Source organism: Pedobacter westerhofensis, assembly GCF_900182595.1.
GTDB classification, from domain to species: domain Bacteria; phylum Bacteroidota; class Bacteroidia; order Sphingobacteriales; family Sphingobacteriaceae; genus Pedobacter; species Pedobacter westerhofensis.
Map to the genome: position 1 here is coordinate 1 of NZ_FXTN01000014.1, position 14,574 is coordinate 14,574.

Here is a 14,574-nt window from a genome sequence, read left to right on the forward strand (position 1 = left end):
GGTTTTTTACTGTTCATTGTGTCCATAAGTTTATACTAATTTACTTATTCTTACTCTTGATTATCAAGAGTTGACACAGTTTGATTTACAGTCTCCCAAACATCAGTTTGTGACCTCATTTACCAGTTTCCTGGCACAAACTGAATGCAATTATTACACGGAGGCCATGTCTGATTCCCTGATCCTTTATATTCATGTGGACCAGTTAAATTTGCTCTACCGCCAGTCTCACCAATGGGAGCGCTTTGGCAGGCTGGTAGCAGAAACCGCATACCATACGGTCATGCGAAATACTGAAGGTTTTCTTTTTAAAAAAGCAGAAGACAGGTATCTGGAAATGCTGGAGCAGCATCCCGATATTTTTAGTTCTATACCACTTTATCATATTGCATCCTACCTGGGGATACAAGGTCCTTCACTGAGCCGGATCCGAAAGAGATTAGTTCATAAATAAGCTCCCGTTGACCTTTCAAGCTATCCTGTCACTTAAAAGTCACATACATTTTCGGTATTCTGATTTTAACCCAGGTTAAACTCCTGCCCATGTTTTCATCCTAGTATTGCGCAGCCTAAACAATTAGGCAATACATTATGAAAAAAATAATTTTAAGGGCACTCTTCGGAGTGCTGATCATGGCTGGGTTTTTTTCCTGCTCAAAGGATGAACATCATGATTCGCAATCAGGGAAAACATATGTTATCGTTCCGGGAGCCTGGCAGGCCCCTTATGCATGGGCAACGGTGAAAGCAGAACTTGAACAGGCAGGCAATAAAGTAGTAGTTGTTGAGCTGCAGGCGCATGGAAAGGATACTACCGCCGATGCGCATACATCCATCAATCTGTATAGGGACAGGGTGGTTACTGCTGTTAACGGACTAAGCGGTAAGGTAATCCTTGTAGGGCACAGTCTGGGAGGAGAGGTGATATCTGCTGTTGCAGAAGCTATTCCCGGCAAGATCGACCGACTGGTTTACCTTGCTGCATTCCTTCCCGCAAGCGGGCAGTCTGTATACGACCTGGCGAGTACAGACACGACTTCTCTACTGAGGATATCAATCATTCAATCAGGGTATGTCCTCGACCTTATCCATGATAATATCGCGAATATTTTTATCCAGGATGGCACAACGGATGAAAAGAACCTGGTGTTGAGTAATTACCGCTTTGAACCAGGCCTCCCCTTCAATGATAAGGTTACACTCTCTGCCACTAATTATGGAACTGTAAAGAAGTACTATATACACACGCTTCTGGATCAGGCGGTAACCTACAAGCTGCAAAAACGGATGGTTGCCGGTGCCGGAATCATACAGGAATATAACCTGAATACCAGCCATAGCCCTTTTCTTTCAAAACCCGATTCTGTAACGATACTGCTGACAAAAATTGCTGCACAATAGAATAAGTGTATCTAGTAAAAAGACTGTCCTTATTCAGTTCTTCGATATGGGTAATATCAAGTCCTGTTGAGGCACAGTCTTTTAAGTAAAAAGCGATGCTGAGAACAGCGTTGTTTTATTGGAATATTTCTTTCCTGCTGGTGATAAACTCAAGCATTCCCGTAGGGATTTTACCTGTAATCTCTTCTATAAAGTCATTCGTTCCTGAAAATAAACCATCCCGGCAATCCTGGGCTACCGCCGTTATATGCTGTATGTGATAATCGGAGCGTTTATCTTTCAGATATTCTGCAAATTCGGGGATCTCCATAGAAGCGTAGGTAATTTTTCTTCCAAGAACTTCGCTGAGTATTTCTGCCACATCATATTGTGTAAGCTCGACCGGGCCAAAAAGGGGATAAGTTTTTCCGGCATGTGCCGATGGGTTGGCAAGAATTGCTGCGATCACATTTCCCTGGTCTTCAGCAGTCACAGGTGCGTACTTTGCGTTGCCAAACGGTAATGTAAGGCGGTCGTTTTCTCTGATTTCCCCGGCAAAATAGGTAGTCCACTCTGCAAAAAAGGTGGGCCTGATGTGAGTAACAGGTACACCTGAACGGTCAAATATGCGTTCTGCAACCCAGTGGTTCTGCGCTGCATGACTTTTTGATATTCTTCTGGCAGAGATCTGTGACATATTTAAGATATGACACACGTTTTGTTCCAGCGCAGCCTGTGCAAAAAAGGCTGTTGATTCAATGATACCGCCGATAGTAATCGGATATACATAGTAAGCTGCAGATATACCTTCCAATGCATTACTTACATCATCAAAAACAGAGATATCTCCCTGCACAACTTGTACTCCTCTTTTTTCCAGCTCGTCTGATCGTCTGTCTATCCTGTGGACCATAGCCCTGACAGAAATTCCAAGATCAAGTAATCTGTTAACCGCATTTCTGCCTGTTGAACCGGTAGCGCCGGTTATTAAAACTTTTTTTTCCATGATATGATTTAAATGCTGTTGCTGCTCCGGAAAATTTATTAAGGCATGTCGCAAAAACTTCTTTCGCTGGGATGACATACAGCTGAGTAATAAAATATACTTTTGCAAATATACCGAACGGTATATTATGATTACTGATATTTTAAAAAATAAAATTATGAATGACGGAACAGAACTTTTATCACTGGTAATTGAAGCTCACGGGGGCATTGAGAGATGGAATCAACTTAAAGAAGCAGACATTCACGTGCAGATTGGAGGGTTTACCTGGATCTATAAAGGCCAGCCCGACCTGCTGAATGATATCCATTACCGGGCTCAGCTGCATCATCAGTATGGGAATTATTACCCCTTTGTCTCCCAGGACAATCTCAGTGTATTTGAAACCGGAAGGGTAGCTATTGAGACAAAAGGCGGAGAGCTGATTGAAGAATTGCTGCATCCCAGGGCTAGTTTTGCAGCACATACACGTGAAAGCAAATGGAGCAAACTACAGCTGGTATATTTTGCAAGTTATGCCATGTGGAACTATCTGACATTTCCCTTTAATTTCACTTTACCTGGTTTTATGCTTCAGGAAGTAGAGCCCTGGACAGAAAACGGAGAAAGCTGGAGGCGATTGGAAGTGACATTTCCGGATTACCTGGAAACCCATAGTAAAAAACAAACATTTTACTATGGGGAAGATGGCTTGCTCAGAAGGCATGATTACAATGCTGTTGTTCTTGGCGGCGTTCCGGCAGCTCATTACGTGTACAATCACAAAGACTTCTCAGGCATCATGATACCAACAAAAAGGCGTGTGTATAGTCGTAAAGAGGATAACAGCTTTTCAGCAGAGCCTGTCTTTATTACTATTGATATTCTTGATGTTAAACTCAAATAATGAGGCAGATAAGTATGGCAGGTTGTCAGTTATACCAATTGGTATATTTATTGATGGCTTTAAAAAAAATTTGAAATGGAAACTCAATATGATTTGATCGTTATCGGGTCCGGACCTGGTGGTTATACCGGTGCCATCCGCGCCTCGCAACTGGGGTACAAGGTGGCAATTATAGAGAAATATGACGTCCTTGGCGGTACCTGTACCAATGTGGGGTGTATTCCGGCAAAAGCATTGCTTGACAGTACAGAACATTTTCACCAGGCAAAGGAGCAATTTACCACCCATGGCATAGAGCTGAGCGGCGGCGAGCTGAAACTGAATTTTACGCAGTTTATTAAGCGTAAAGCTGAAGTGATAAGTTCCAACGTTTCGGGCCTCAACTATCTGATGAAAAAAAATAAGATCGATGTGCATGTGGGTAGAGGGAGTTTTCTGGACAGCAGTCGGCTAAGCGTAACCAGAGACGGGAAAGTAACTGAGCTGACAGCAAAGTATTTTATCATCGCGACTGGTTCCAAGCCATCTACTATACCTGGTGTTGTGATTGACAAGGACAGAATTATTACCTCAACTGAAGCTTTGTCGCTCACAGCGCAGCCAAAATCGATGGTGATTATTGGTGGCGGTGTGATTGGTGTAGAACTGGCCTCAGTTTATGCCCGTATAGGTACAGAGGTGACCATCATCGAATATACCGATTCCCTGATTCCAACCATGGACAGAGAGCTGGGAAAAGCCCTTTTCAAGACCCTGGGTAAACTCAACATCAAAACATTGCTGAGCAGCAAGGTGCAGTCGGCCGCAAACCTTGGGGAACAGGCTGCTATCCGCTTTCTGGACAATAAGGGAGCTGAGCAGGAGATCTTTGCAGACTATTGCCTGGTAGCAGTAGGGCGTAAGGCTTATACTGAAGGCTTAAACCTGGAAGCAGCAGGCGTTGAAACTGAAAAAAATGGTAAAGTAAAGGTGAATGCACAGCTGCAGACAAATGTGCAGAACATTTATGCGATAGGCGATGTGATCGACGGGCCAATGCTGGCACATAAAGCAGAAGATGAAGCGGTTTTGGTTGCCGAAGTAATCAACGGGCAGAAGCCGCATATCAATTATAACCTGATACCTTCAGTAGTTTATACCTGGCCGGAAGTGGCCTCGGTAGGTTCTACAGAAGAACAGTTAAAAGCTCAGGGTATAGCTTACCAGAGCGGCAGTTTTCCTTATTCGGCAAGCGGCCGGGCCAGGGCAGCAATGGACACTGACGGTTTTGTGAAAGTATTGGTATCACCGCAATACGGTGAAGTGCTTGGCGTTCATATTATTGGCCCGCGGGCAGCCGATGTGATTGCACAGTCTGTTGTTGGAATGGAATATGAAGTTACGGCAGAGGATATGTACAGAATCAGCTATGCGCATCCTACATATTCAGAAGCTTTAAAAGATGCCTACCTGATCGCCGCAGGTCAGGGGGCAATTAATATATAATTTACACCGTCTAAATATCAAAAATATGAAAATTACCTATTACGGGCACTCCAGTTTTGCTGTCTTTGCCGGAGGCAAAAACATCCTTTTCGATCCCTTTATTTCAGGAAATGAACTGGCTAAAATTGTTAACATCGATGAGATTGCTGCTGATTACATTTTTGTATCACACGGGCATTTTGATCACATACTGGATGTTGTGAATATAGCAAACCGTACCGGCGCACTGGTGGTTGGGAGCTGGGAGCTGTATGATTATTTTAGCAAACAGGGTCTCAAAAATGTTCATCCACTTAATCCGGGCGGTAAAGTGAGTTTTGATTTTGGCAGTGTCAAATCTTTTATCGCCCAGCATTCCAGCAGCTTTCCTGACGGCAGTTATGCGGGGGCAGCAAGTGGATTTGCCTTTCAGACTACGGAGGGAAATTTTTACTACAGCGGAGATACAGCCCTGACGCTGGATATGTCCCTGGTGCCAAAATGGGCAGCTATGGATTTCGCGGTTTTCCCGATAGGCGATGTACTAACGATGGGTGTAGAGGATGCAATTGAAGCGGCTAAAATGGTGCAGGTGAAAAAGGTGCTGGGTGTACATTATGATACCTTTGGATTTATCAAACTTGATCCGGCAGAGGCGATACAGACATTTCAGAAAGCTGGAATGACTTTAAGCTTGCCTGCAATTGCTGAGACCATCGAGATTGATCTATAAACACTTGTATTTAGCAAGTAATGTTCTTATTTTTGTGAAGGAATTATAAACTCAAAAGATGAAACAGATCACGCAGCGTTCTAAATGCCCGGTTAGTTTTTCACTGGACTTTCTCGGAGATAAATGGTCCCTGCTGATTATTCGTGACATCATGGTATATGATAAATTCACTTACGGTGATTTTTTGCAGTCTGACGAAAAGATATCCACCAATATTTTGGCCGACAGGCTGGCTGCGCTGGAGCAGAATGGCTTTATCACCCGTCGTGTTTCTGCTGAAAAAAAGAATAAGATCATTTATGAGCTGACAGAAAAATCTGCCGACCTGGTTCCAATCATTATGGAATACAATATCTGGGGCGCCAAATATAACCCGGACGGGGAACAGGCGCTGATAGAGGAATTGAAGAAGGACAAACAGAAAATGATAGAAAAATATCAGGACAAGATCCGTAGAAATCTGGGAGCTTTGTCCTGATATTTTTTGTAACTAAATCTTTGTCCCGTAAACGAACCTCAGAAATTTTTCTAAACTCTCAGGTTTCCTGCCCAGAATATCTTCGAGATCGGTAACAGTCTCTTCAAACTCTCCCGCTTTCATCGCTGAAGCCCAGTCGGACGCAAATTTAGCGTAAAAAGGAGGGATGCCCGACAATTCCTAATAGGCAACATATTCATCAACGGGAAGATCAACTACAGGAATATCTTTACCCGTAATTTCTGATAAAATGCGGGCAATATCCTGGCGCGACCAGCTTTGGCTGTTGGCAAGAGTGACCTGGAGCGGATATTTATGATCGGCAGTAATGATCTTTGCAAGTGCTTCGCCAAGATCTGAACGTGATGCTACAGCTGCGGCACCATCTCCCGAAGGGAATAGCACGCCTTTTTCAATAACACCCGGTCCAAGCAGAAATGGAATAACATCTATGTACAAGGCGTTGAGTGCGATGGTGTAAGACAATCCCGATGCTGCCAGCAGTTTCTCCATATTAACTTCTCTTTCAGTTACGCCGGGAATGACCCAGCCACTTTCTTTTTTCCCCTGTATACCGGTATAAAGCACATATTTTATGCCTGCATTTTTCGCAGCAAGTATCGTATTGGCTTCGAAACTCTGGTCTGAAAAGGCTGGTGAAGATATCATCAATAATTTGTCTATCCCCGCAAATGCCGCGAGCAAACTATTATAATCGGAGTAATCTCCCTGTCTTACTGTGATGCCTGCGTCTACTAATTCCTGAGCCTTTTCGGGATTCCGGGCAAGTGCAACAATCTGCTCTGAGGGTATAATTCTGAGGAGTGCTTTAATGGTTTCCGCTCCTAAAGCGCCGGTTGAACCTGTTATTAAGATCATAAAATTTATGCTGGTTTTGTTTATAATTAAGTTTATTATGCTACTGCATGTTTGATTTCAATATGTCCTGAGCCTCTGCCAAAAAGATTGTTTTTGGACTGTTCTGTTATTTCATGCGGTGAACCCAGGCTGACCTGGCTAACCGTGTTCAGCTGTTTGATCTGGTCAGCTGTAAGTACCAGATCAATTGAAGAGAGGTTATCTTCAAGCTGCTGCAAAGTGCGGGGGCCGATTACCGTAACTGTAGATAAACTACATTCATCATGCTTCTGACGTATCCAGGCCAATGCCACATCTATCAATTTCGCTCCTTTTTCTTGAGCTATCGCTGCTACCAGATCTATGATGGCTGTTTCGCGTTCGCCTTTTTCATCTTTCACGAGCATACCGCCAGCAACCGCTTTTCTTGAATTTGGATCTTCTTCCTTATTTCTGTACTTCCCGGTCAGGGTGCCTCCGGCGAGCGGCGACCAAAATGCAACACCCAGCCCCAGCGCTTCGGCCATTGGCAACAGTTCCCGGTCAGCCGTGCGCTCAATCAGGTTATACTCCGTCTGAATACCGATGATCGGTGCCCAGCCTCTCAGATCAGCAAGCAACGCTGCATTGGCCACCCGCCATGCAGGAAAATTGGAAAAGCCCGCATAGTTAATCTTTCCCTGGCGCACGAGATCGTCAAGGCCCATTACAATTTCTTCTATCGGTGTTTGTCCGTCATTAAGATGTACCCAGTACATGTCCAGGCGGTCCGTTTTAAGTCGTTTCAGGCTTTCCTCTACAGCGCGCATCATGGCTTTGCGGTTATTGCCGGTAGTATTTAACTCCCCGGAGCCAGCACTGTATTTTGAGGCGATTACAAAGTTATCTCTCTCGCTTTTCAGGAATTCCCCTATGTATGACTCCGACGCGCCCGACTGGTATTGGTCTGCAGTGTCTATAAAATTGCCTCCGGCCCCGGCATAGCGGTCGAAAACAAGTTTCGCCTCTTCTTTTGTTGAACCAAAAGGCCATACTGTTCCAAAGTTGCCTGTACCTAAGGCAAGGTTTGAGACCCTCAGGCCTGATTTCTGTCCAAATATTTGATATTTCATGAGATGACAATAAATAAAATAATGATCGTTATATTTTGTGTTAAAAAAAATTCTTAGTCCCTGACTATGCTTTTTGCGACCTCCATTGCGATCTCCAGCATTTCATCAGACTGCTTTCTGCTTCTGGATACACTATACATCAGAAATCCGAATTCAGAAAGGGCAATGATATGCAATGCTGTTTTTTCAGCCTTGGTTTCCGGGCGGAAAACACCTTCTTTAATTCCCTGCTGAATAACGGTGACCAAATCTTTCTTCCAGAGCATAATTCCTTCTGCGGCCTTTTTACGCAAGGCCTCAAAAGTATCGTCAGCATCAACAAGGGCATTTTGCATAGGGCAACCTCCTTCAGGGAATTTCAGGTTCGCAGAACTGTGGTAGGCTTGTATATACATATACAACTTATCTTTTGTAGTGGTACATTTATTAACCTCAAGCTGTACAAGCCTGCGAAAATTCGCAAGATTATAATCAAAGGCAGCAAGTGCAACTTCTTCCTTATTTGCAAAGTTGCCATAGATACTACCGCTTGTGAGTTGGGTGGCCTTGGTCATATCAGTAATAGAAGTACCTGCATAACCCTTCTTATTGAAGATTGCTGCAGTAGAAGCAATGATGTGTGCACGTGTTCTTTCTGTCTTTGACATTTCCATGTGACAAATATAATGATCGTTATAATATATCATGTGCTTATCAGAGGTTATTTTATTGTATGACTCAGAACTGACGATTGCCTTTTCAGCCTAAGCAGTTGAGAGGTAGTTATGACCTATCGGTCATTTATATGTAAAGTAGTCAATTACCTTCTTAAGTGACCGAAAGGTCATTTATATTTGTATTGTCTTTCATCTTCTGATATGACACAACAACTAAAATAAATAGAAATGGATAACTACACACATCACACCGCGCCCACACAGTTTGTATCGGGCAATGGTATCAAATTCGCTTATCGCCGGTTTGGGAAAACCGGAACAATTCCGCTGGTCTTCTTTCAGCACTTCACAGGTACACTCGACAACTGGGATCCGGCAGTGACTGACGGAATTGCGGCAGAGCGCGAGATCATTATTTTTGATAACGCCGGCATAGCCAGCACAGATGGCGAGGTTGCCAGTACCATCAAAGGTATTGCGGCTACGGCACTCAATTTTATCGACGCGCTGGGCCTGCAGAAAATTGATATTTTTGGCTTTTCCATGGGAAGCTTTGTTGCGCAGCAAATCACAGTAGACCGTCCCGGTCTTGTCCACAAACTCATTCTGGTAGGTTCCGGTCCCCGGGGCGGGGAAGGACTGGCTACGTTTTCAGCAGAAGTATGGGCCATGTTCTCCAAAGAATACGCCCAACCGGACGAACTGCTGCTGGAAACCTTTTTTGCACCTACAGAAAGCAGTCAGGCAGCCGGATGGAAATTCCTTGAAAGGATCCGGACAAGGATAGAAGACAGGGATATCAATATCAATGAGAAGGTAGTGCCCGCACAATTGGCGGCAATTGCCGAATGGGGAACACCTGCAGAAGGATCCTATGATTACCTGAAAGAAATCCAGATCCCTGTACTGGTAGTAAATGGTAAAAGAGATGTTCTTTTTCCGACGGTAAATTCATATATCCTGCAACAGCACCTGCCTGATGCCCGTCTTGTAATTTATCCAGACAGCAATCATGCATCACAATCGCAGTTTACAGAAAATTTTCTCATGCAGGTGAGTGAGTTTTTAAATTAAGCATCAGGTATTTCGGTGAGTAGCGTCTTTCCCCCCGGAAAGACGCTTTTTTGCTGTCAGCACTACAAAAATTACCCTGGGAGGACAATTATTCTACTTTTATACATACCACTTGGTATATAATATTTTATTTTTGATCAGCAGAAATTCATGATTCTTGTCACATATGAGAATTTGTTGTGTCTTTTGGCTGCAGAGAGATCAAAAAGCTGCATGTAGTTAAATGTGGTCAGTCCTGTGGCCGCTGTTTAACTGAACTTAAATCATTAATATTTTTAAATTGAAAAGACTAATTATTTTCTTCGCCATTTTTTGCGTTCAAATCTGTCATGCACAGACCAGCCCATTTATCCGATGGATGCAGCAGCCCGTACTTTCACCTGATGGCCAGTTTATCACTTTTGGGTATAAGGGCAATATTTATAAGGTTTCCTCATCCGGAGGGACCGCAAACCCAATGACGGTTAACAATTCATATAACGGCTATCCTGTTTGGAGCCACGACGGGAGCCGGATAGCTTTTGCTTCTAACCGCTATGGAAATTTTGACGTGTTTGTCATGCCGGCAACCGGCGGTAATGCTGAGCGCCTCACGTTTGATTCTTCAAAGGATCTTCCATATGATTTTTCTGCAGATGACAGCCAGGTCTACTTTGGAACTGACCGCCATGATTTCTATACTTCGGTAAGGTATCCAAACGATAATCTGTGGATGAAGCTATATGCTGTTCCCGTAAAAGGCGGACGCAGTCTGATGATCAATTCTGCTGGTACAGAATCCGTGCATTTTAATAAAAACGGGGATAAATTTCTTTTCCAGGACCGTAAGGGCACCGAAGATCCATGGAGAAAACACCACCGGTCGGCTGTGACCCGGGATATATGGTTGTATGATATCAAAACTAAATCGTACAGCAAGGTATCTGATTTTGAGGGCGAAGACCGGGAGCCGGTTTGGGGTGCAGGGGATAATTTCTATTATCTCAGTGAACGCAACGGCAGTCAGAATTTGTTCCTGTCTTCAGTTCAGCATCCCTCAGAAATCAAACAGCTCACTAACTTCACAAAAGATCCGGTTCGTAATCTCTCACGGGCAGCCAATGGCCTGATCGCTTTTACTCAAAAAGGTGAGCTATACACCATGCAGGAGGGACAGGCGCCGGTTAAAATTAATATTGCTGTAGCGGCTGATTTTAACACCGGACAGATACAAAATATATCCATTAAAGATGGTGCTTCGGAAATGGAAGTATCGCCGAATGGCAAAGAAATCGCCCTGGTTGTAAGGGGCGAGATTTATGTAACGGCAATCAATGGCAGCGGTACCAGAAGGATTACAAACACGCCGTACCAGGAAAATATGGTTGAATTTAGCCCGGACGGCAGGAGCCTGATTTACGCTGCGGAGGAAAATGGTTCATGGGATATCGAAAAAGCATCCTTAAAAAATAAGAATGAACCCTACTTCTATGCTGCAACTACAATAGCTACAGAACCGCTGATTGCCTCAGTGAAAGATGAGTTCAAAGGTGTTTATTCGCCTGATGGAAAAAAAATCGCGTACCTGGAAGACCGCAATATACTCAAGGTTTATATTCTGGAGAAGCACACCGCAGTTACTGTTTTAGCTGAGGGCAATAATTATGCTTACCGCAACGGGGATATCAGTTTTAGCTGGTCGCCAGACAGCCGCTACCTTTTAACTTCGTCTTCTGAAGGACATGCCGGAAATGATAACGTTATTTTGCTTTCTGCCGATGGCAGCGGAAAGCCTATCAACCTTACGCAGAGCGGATTTGACACTGAGCAGCCGCAATGGGGAATAGGCGGAAAGATGATGTATTATACTTCAAATAAAGAGGGTTTAAGAAGTCTCTCGCAGGGGCCAGGTCAGTCTGATATATATGCCACATTTTTTGATCAGGCTTTATTCAACAGTTTTCAGCTCAGTAAAAATGATCTTTCGCTTCAGGATGAGATGAAAAAACGGGACACTTCTGCTGTGGCTGCTAATTCAAAACCGCAGAAAAAACTTGCTGCAGATTCGGCCCTTAAGGTAAACCTCAACCTGAATAACCTGGATATCCGGACAATCAAACTTAGTCAGAATTCAGCAGAAATTGCAACCACTATATTATCTGCGGATGGGGAACGTCTGTTTTTCCTGGCTAAATATGACAATGCTTTTGACCTTTGGGTTACAGCCCTGCGCAGCCATGACACCAGGAAACTGGCATCTCTGGATGCCGGAAATGCAGGGATGGAGCTTAGTAAGGACGGAAAAAGCATTTTTATTTTAGCTGACGGAAAAATCCTGAAGATTGATGCAGAAAGTGGTGTAAAGACTCCTTTGGCCTTTAATGCGGTGATGGACCTGAATGCGGATGCCGAAAGAAGCTATATTCTAGACCATGCATATCAGCGGATGCTGACAAACTTCTTTGATCCCAAATTGCAGGGCGTAGATTTGAAATACTACCATGATGAGTATGCAGGTTTTCTCCCCTACATCAATAATAACTATGATTTCCAGGTTCTGCTGAGTGAGTTTCTGGGCGAGTTGAACGCTTCACATACCGGCGGAAGATATGCTCCGGTATTCCCTAACGGTGATGAAACTGCCGCCCTTGGATTGCTTTACAATGTGAAACAGGGAGGCATAGGTTTAAAAGTAGAGGAAGTGATTGCCGGCGGTCCTTTTGACCTGGCAGGTTCGAAGATGCGCAAAGGGAGTGTGATTGACCAGATCAACGGTGTAGAGATCACAGCAGATGCAGACTGGGCCGCCTTGCTCAACCGCCAAAAAGGGAAATATACGCTGATCGGATTTCATAATCCTGAAACAAATAAAAGTTACCAGGAAACTGTAAAACCCATCGCAGCCCGTTCGGAGACCAATTTATTGTATAACCGCTGGACCCACCTGATGGAACACCTTACTGACAGCCTTTCTGGTGGAAAGGTTGGGTATGTTCATATCAGGCAAATGGATGAGGCCAACTTCAGAATTACGATTGATAAGGTGAAAGGTAAAAACAGGGATAAAAAAGCACTGATTATTGATTCCCGGTTTAATCCTGGGGGCAACCTGCACAAACAGCTTGTTCAGTTTTTCAGTGAAAAAACCGATATTGTTGCAAGGCCGCAGAGTCATCATTATTTTCAGGACGGGCAGCCGGACGGTTCTGCAAAACCAACCTGTGTATTGATGAGTGAAGGGAACTATTCTGACGGATTTAATTTTCCTTATTTGTACAAGCGGAAGGGGGTTGGCAAACTGATCGGTGCTCCTGTAGCAGGGACTGGTACAGGCGTGTTTTGGGAGCAGCAGATAGATGATACAATGGTAATCGGATTCCCTCAGTTAGGTTTGTCATGGATTGGAGAGGAAACCCTGTTTGAAAATCATCAGCTGGAACCCGATATTAAAGTGATTAATGAATACAATTATTTTTTAAATGGAAAAGACCAGCAGCTGGAAACAGCCGTTAAAGAAATGTTAAAAGCCATATGAAACATATACTAGATCAGCCTGTGTGGGCTGCACTCGTAACAGGTAATAGCAATCTGGCTCAGGGAACTCCTGAGGCTAAATACTTTGATAAGACCATTTCACCCTTTGTGGATGTGGCGCATCATGATACTGCCCATTTCAAGAACCTGTATGACGCTGTTCCCGGTAACCGGGATGTATGGATGTTTTCCCTGCAGAAAAACCTGGATCTGGGACCATGGAAGGTTGTTGATACGACTGACACGCTGCAGATGGTTTACAAGGGCCTGCCATCAGAAGCTCAGCCGGCAAAAAAGGTCAACCCGGCAGCCAAACATAGTGAGGAGCTGATCACCCGCCCACTGCAGGACGCAGATATCCCTGCAATGCTTGCCCTGACTGAACAAACCAAACCCGGACCGTTTGCTGAAAGAACATTCGATTTTGGTCATTTCCAGGGTATATTCCATAATCATAAATTAGTAGCCATGGCTGGGCAGCGTTTACATCCCGGCGCTTTTGCCGAAATCAGCGGCGTTTGCACGCATCCTGATTTTACGGGCAGAGGTTTGGCACGACAGCTGATGCAGGACCAGATCAACCGGATATTGCAGAATGATGAAACGCCGTTCCTGCATGTTAGACTCGCAAATCTTAATGCTGTTAAACTATACCAGCTGATTGGATTTGAAATCAGGGCTCAGCTTTGTGGTTATGTACTAAAGAAGTAGGATACTTTGTTCTTCAATCTCAGCTTTTAGCATATCCATCAGGATGTTCATTTTGTCGTTGTTGCCTGATACCCTGGAAATGAGTATGCCACCTTCGATCATCGCATAAGTCTTTGTAGCAAAGGCAGCGGCGTTCCATGTTTTCTTAAACAGGCCGGCTTCCATACCTTCCTCCACGGTGTCCTGGATAAATTTCTGTACATCAACAACGATCTTGCAAACTTTATCCCGGATGATGGGACTGGTATCATCTGCTTCCATCCCAAAATTCATCATCGGGCATCCGCCTGCGACAGGAGGGTTTAAGGGATCAGACAGGAAATCCAGCATTGCAAAGAGCTTCAGTTTTGCATTCTTTTCAGTGTTTACTGCGGCAAGCGTTCTGTCAACAAATGCATTGAGGTTATAATCTACCACACTATAAGAAAGCTCTTCTTTATTTTCAAAGTGAACATATAAACTTCCTTTGGCCAGCTGGGTAGCTTCCATAATATCACTCATCGAAGTGCCTGCGACACCCTTGGTCATAAAGATAGGGGCGGCTTTTTCGATAATGAACTGTTTAGTCCGCTCAGCTTTCGTCAGTTTATCCATATACAAATATACAATGACCGTACGGTCATTTGCAAATGAGCGCGCTTCTTTGTTGCGATATTGACCTGAGATTGACTGAACATGAAATCTTTTTACTGATTTTCGTGTT

Annotated in this window: 15 protein-coding genes; 9 read left to right on the top strand and 6 right to left on the bottom strand. The window is 44.1% G+C overall.

The features are described from left to right. Positions 1-109 precede the first annotated feature (109 nt). Both FN831_RS23475 and FN831_RS23480 read left to right on the top strand, forming a co-directional pair. The gene (locus tag FN831_RS23475; protein ID WP_142530655.1) at positions 110-454 is read left to right on the top strand and encodes a Crp/Fnr family transcriptional regulator; all 345 of its coding nucleotides are present in this window, start codon (positions 110-112) and stop codon (positions 452-454) included. Positions 455-591: 137 nt separating this feature from the next. Continuing rightward, positions 592-1,401: an alpha/beta fold hydrolase gene (locus FN831_RS23480; protein ID WP_142530656.1), complete on the top strand. Its 810-nt coding sequence runs from the start codon at positions 592-594 to the stop codon at positions 1,399-1,401. A 115-nt stretch (positions 1,402-1,516) separates the two neighbouring features. Here FN831_RS23480 and FN831_RS23485 read toward each other — a convergent pair whose 3' ends face one another. Next, complete coding sequence (locus tag FN831_RS23485) at positions 1,517-2,386, bottom strand: NmrA family NAD(P)-binding protein (protein ID WP_142530657.1); 870 nt, start codon at positions 2,384-2,386, stop codon at positions 1,517-1,519. A 157-nt stretch (positions 2,387-2,543) separates the two neighbouring features. On the opposite strand from FN831_RS23485, the gene FN831_RS23490 reads away from it, so the two are divergent. From FN831_RS23490 to FN831_RS23505, 4 genes are all read left to right on the top strand, one after another. Continuing rightward, entirely contained in the window at positions 2,544-3,272 is a 729-nt protein-coding gene (locus FN831_RS23490) for a hypothetical protein (RefSeq protein WP_142530658.1), read from the top strand. Positions 3,273-3,347: 75 nt separating this feature from the next. Then, positions 3,348-4,757, top strand: a complete 1,410-nt coding sequence (gene lpdA, locus FN831_RS23495; protein ID WP_142530659.1) for a dihydrolipoyl dehydrogenase — start codon at positions 3,348-3,350, stop codon at positions 4,755-4,757. Between the two features lie 25 nt (positions 4,758-4,782). After that, the gene (locus tag FN831_RS23500; protein ID WP_142530660.1) at positions 4,783-5,469 is read left to right on the top strand and encodes a metal-dependent hydrolase; all 687 of its coding nucleotides are present in this window, start codon (positions 4,783-4,785) and stop codon (positions 5,467-5,469) included. A gap of 58 nt (positions 5,470-5,527) precedes the next feature. Beyond that, entirely contained in the window at positions 5,528-5,947 is a 420-nt protein-coding gene (locus FN831_RS23505; protein WP_142530661.1) for a winged helix-turn-helix transcriptional regulator, read from the top strand. A 12-nt stretch (positions 5,948-5,959) separates the two neighbouring features. On the opposite strand, the gene FN831_RS27795 is transcribed toward FN831_RS23505, so the two are convergent. Genes FN831_RS27795 through FN831_RS23520 form a run of 4 tightly spaced genes read right to left on the bottom strand, consistent with a single transcriptional unit; the run spans position 5,960 to position 8,564 of the window. Further along, entirely contained in the window at positions 5,960-6,124 is a 165-nt protein-coding gene (locus tag FN831_RS27795) for a hypothetical protein (protein ID WP_185960586.1), read from the bottom strand. A gap of 3 nt (positions 6,125-6,127) precedes the next feature. Beyond that, a complete protein-coding gene (locus FN831_RS23510; protein WP_142530662.1) occupies positions 6,128-6,826 on the bottom strand; it encodes an NmrA family NAD(P)-binding protein in 699 nt (232 codons plus the stop codon). A 35-nt stretch (positions 6,827-6,861) separates the two neighbouring features. Then, a complete protein-coding gene (locus FN831_RS23515; protein ID WP_142530663.1) occupies positions 6,862-7,917 on the bottom strand; it encodes an aldo/keto reductase in 1,056 nt (351 codons plus the stop codon). A gap of 53 nt (positions 7,918-7,970) precedes the next feature. After that, positions 7,971-8,564 (bottom strand): TetR/AcrR family transcriptional regulator, encoded by a 594-nt coding sequence (locus FN831_RS23520; protein WP_221931396.1) that lies wholly within the window; start codon positions 8,562-8,564, stop codon positions 7,971-7,973. A 237-nt stretch (positions 8,565-8,801) separates the two neighbouring features. Between FN831_RS23520 and FN831_RS23525 the strand changes: the two genes are divergently transcribed. The 3 genes from FN831_RS23525 to FN831_RS23535 all read left to right on the top strand — a co-directional run bounded on the left by FN831_RS23525 (position 8,802) and on the right by FN831_RS23535 (position 13,871). Beyond that, positions 8,802-9,647 (top strand): alpha/beta fold hydrolase, encoded by an 846-nt coding sequence (locus FN831_RS23525; protein ID WP_142530665.1) that lies wholly within the window; start codon positions 8,802-8,804, stop codon positions 9,645-9,647. Positions 9,648-9,927: 280 nt separating this feature from the next. Further along, complete coding sequence (locus FN831_RS23530; RefSeq protein ID WP_142530666.1) at positions 9,928-13,161, top strand: S41 family peptidase; 3,234 nt, start codon at positions 9,928-9,930, stop codon at positions 13,159-13,161. After that, positions 13,158-13,871 carry a GNAT family N-acetyltransferase gene (locus FN831_RS23535; RefSeq protein ID WP_142530667.1) on the top strand — a complete coding sequence of 238 codons (714 nt, stop codon included), beginning with the start codon at positions 13,158-13,160 and terminating at the stop codon, positions 13,869-13,871. The genes FN831_RS23530 and FN831_RS23535 overlap by 4 nt, the downstream gene beginning before the upstream one ends. Here FN831_RS23535 and FN831_RS23540 read toward each other — a convergent pair. Continuing rightward, positions 13,860-14,465, bottom strand: coding sequence for a TetR/AcrR family transcriptional regulator (locus FN831_RS23540; RefSeq protein ID WP_246101725.1), 606 nt, complete (start codon positions 14,463-14,465; stop codon positions 13,860-13,862). The two genes, FN831_RS23535 and FN831_RS23540, sit on opposite strands and share 12 nt — an antisense overlap. Between the last annotated feature and the right edge of the window lie 109 nt (positions 14,466-14,574).

What these genes read in the sequence shown, in the direction of transcription:
- FN831_RS23490 (WP_142530658.1), top strand. Translation starts at nt 2,544, where the DNA reads ATGAATGACGGAACAGAACTTTTATCACTGGTAATTGAAGCTCACGGG.
- FN831_RS23520 (WP_221931396.1), bottom strand. Translation starts at nt 8,564, where the DNA reads ATGTCAAAGACAGAAAGAACACGTGCACACATCATTGCTTCTACTGCA.
- FN831_RS23480 (WP_142530656.1), top strand. Translation starts at nt 592, where the DNA reads ATGAAAAAAATAATTTTAAGGGCACTCTTCGGAGTGCTGATCATGGCT.
- FN831_RS23535 (WP_142530667.1), top strand. Translation starts at nt 13,158, where the DNA reads ATGAAACATATACTAGATCAGCCTGTGTGGGCTGCACTCGTAACAGGT.
- FN831_RS23540 (WP_246101725.1), bottom strand. Translation starts at nt 14,465, where the DNA reads ATGGATAAACTGACGAAAGCTGAGCGGACTAAACAGTTCATTATCGAA.
- FN831_RS23515 (WP_142530663.1), bottom strand. Translation starts at nt 7,917, where the DNA reads ATGAAATATCAAATATTTGGACAGAAATCAGGCCTGAGGGTCTCAAAC.
- FN831_RS23505 (WP_142530661.1), top strand. Translation starts at nt 5,528, where the DNA reads ATGAAACAGATCACGCAGCGTTCTAAATGCCCGGTTAGTTTTTCACTG.
- lpdA (WP_142530659.1), top strand. Translation starts at nt 3,348, where the DNA reads ATGGAAACTCAATATGATTTGATCGTTATCGGGTCCGGACCTGGTGGT.
- FN831_RS23510 (WP_142530662.1), bottom strand. Translation starts at nt 6,826, where the DNA reads ATGATCTTAATAACAGGTTCAACCGGCGCTTTAGGAGCGGAAACCATT.
- FN831_RS23485 (WP_142530657.1), bottom strand. Translation starts at nt 2,386, where the DNA reads ATGGAAAAAAAAGTTTTAATAACCGGCGCTACCGGTTCAACAGGCAGA.
- FN831_RS23525 (WP_142530665.1), top strand. Translation starts at nt 8,802, where the DNA reads ATGGATAACTACACACATCACACCGCGCCCACACAGTTTGTATCGGGC.
- FN831_RS23500 (WP_142530660.1), top strand. Translation starts at nt 4,783, where the DNA reads ATGAAAATTACCTATTACGGGCACTCCAGTTTTGCTGTCTTTGCCGGA.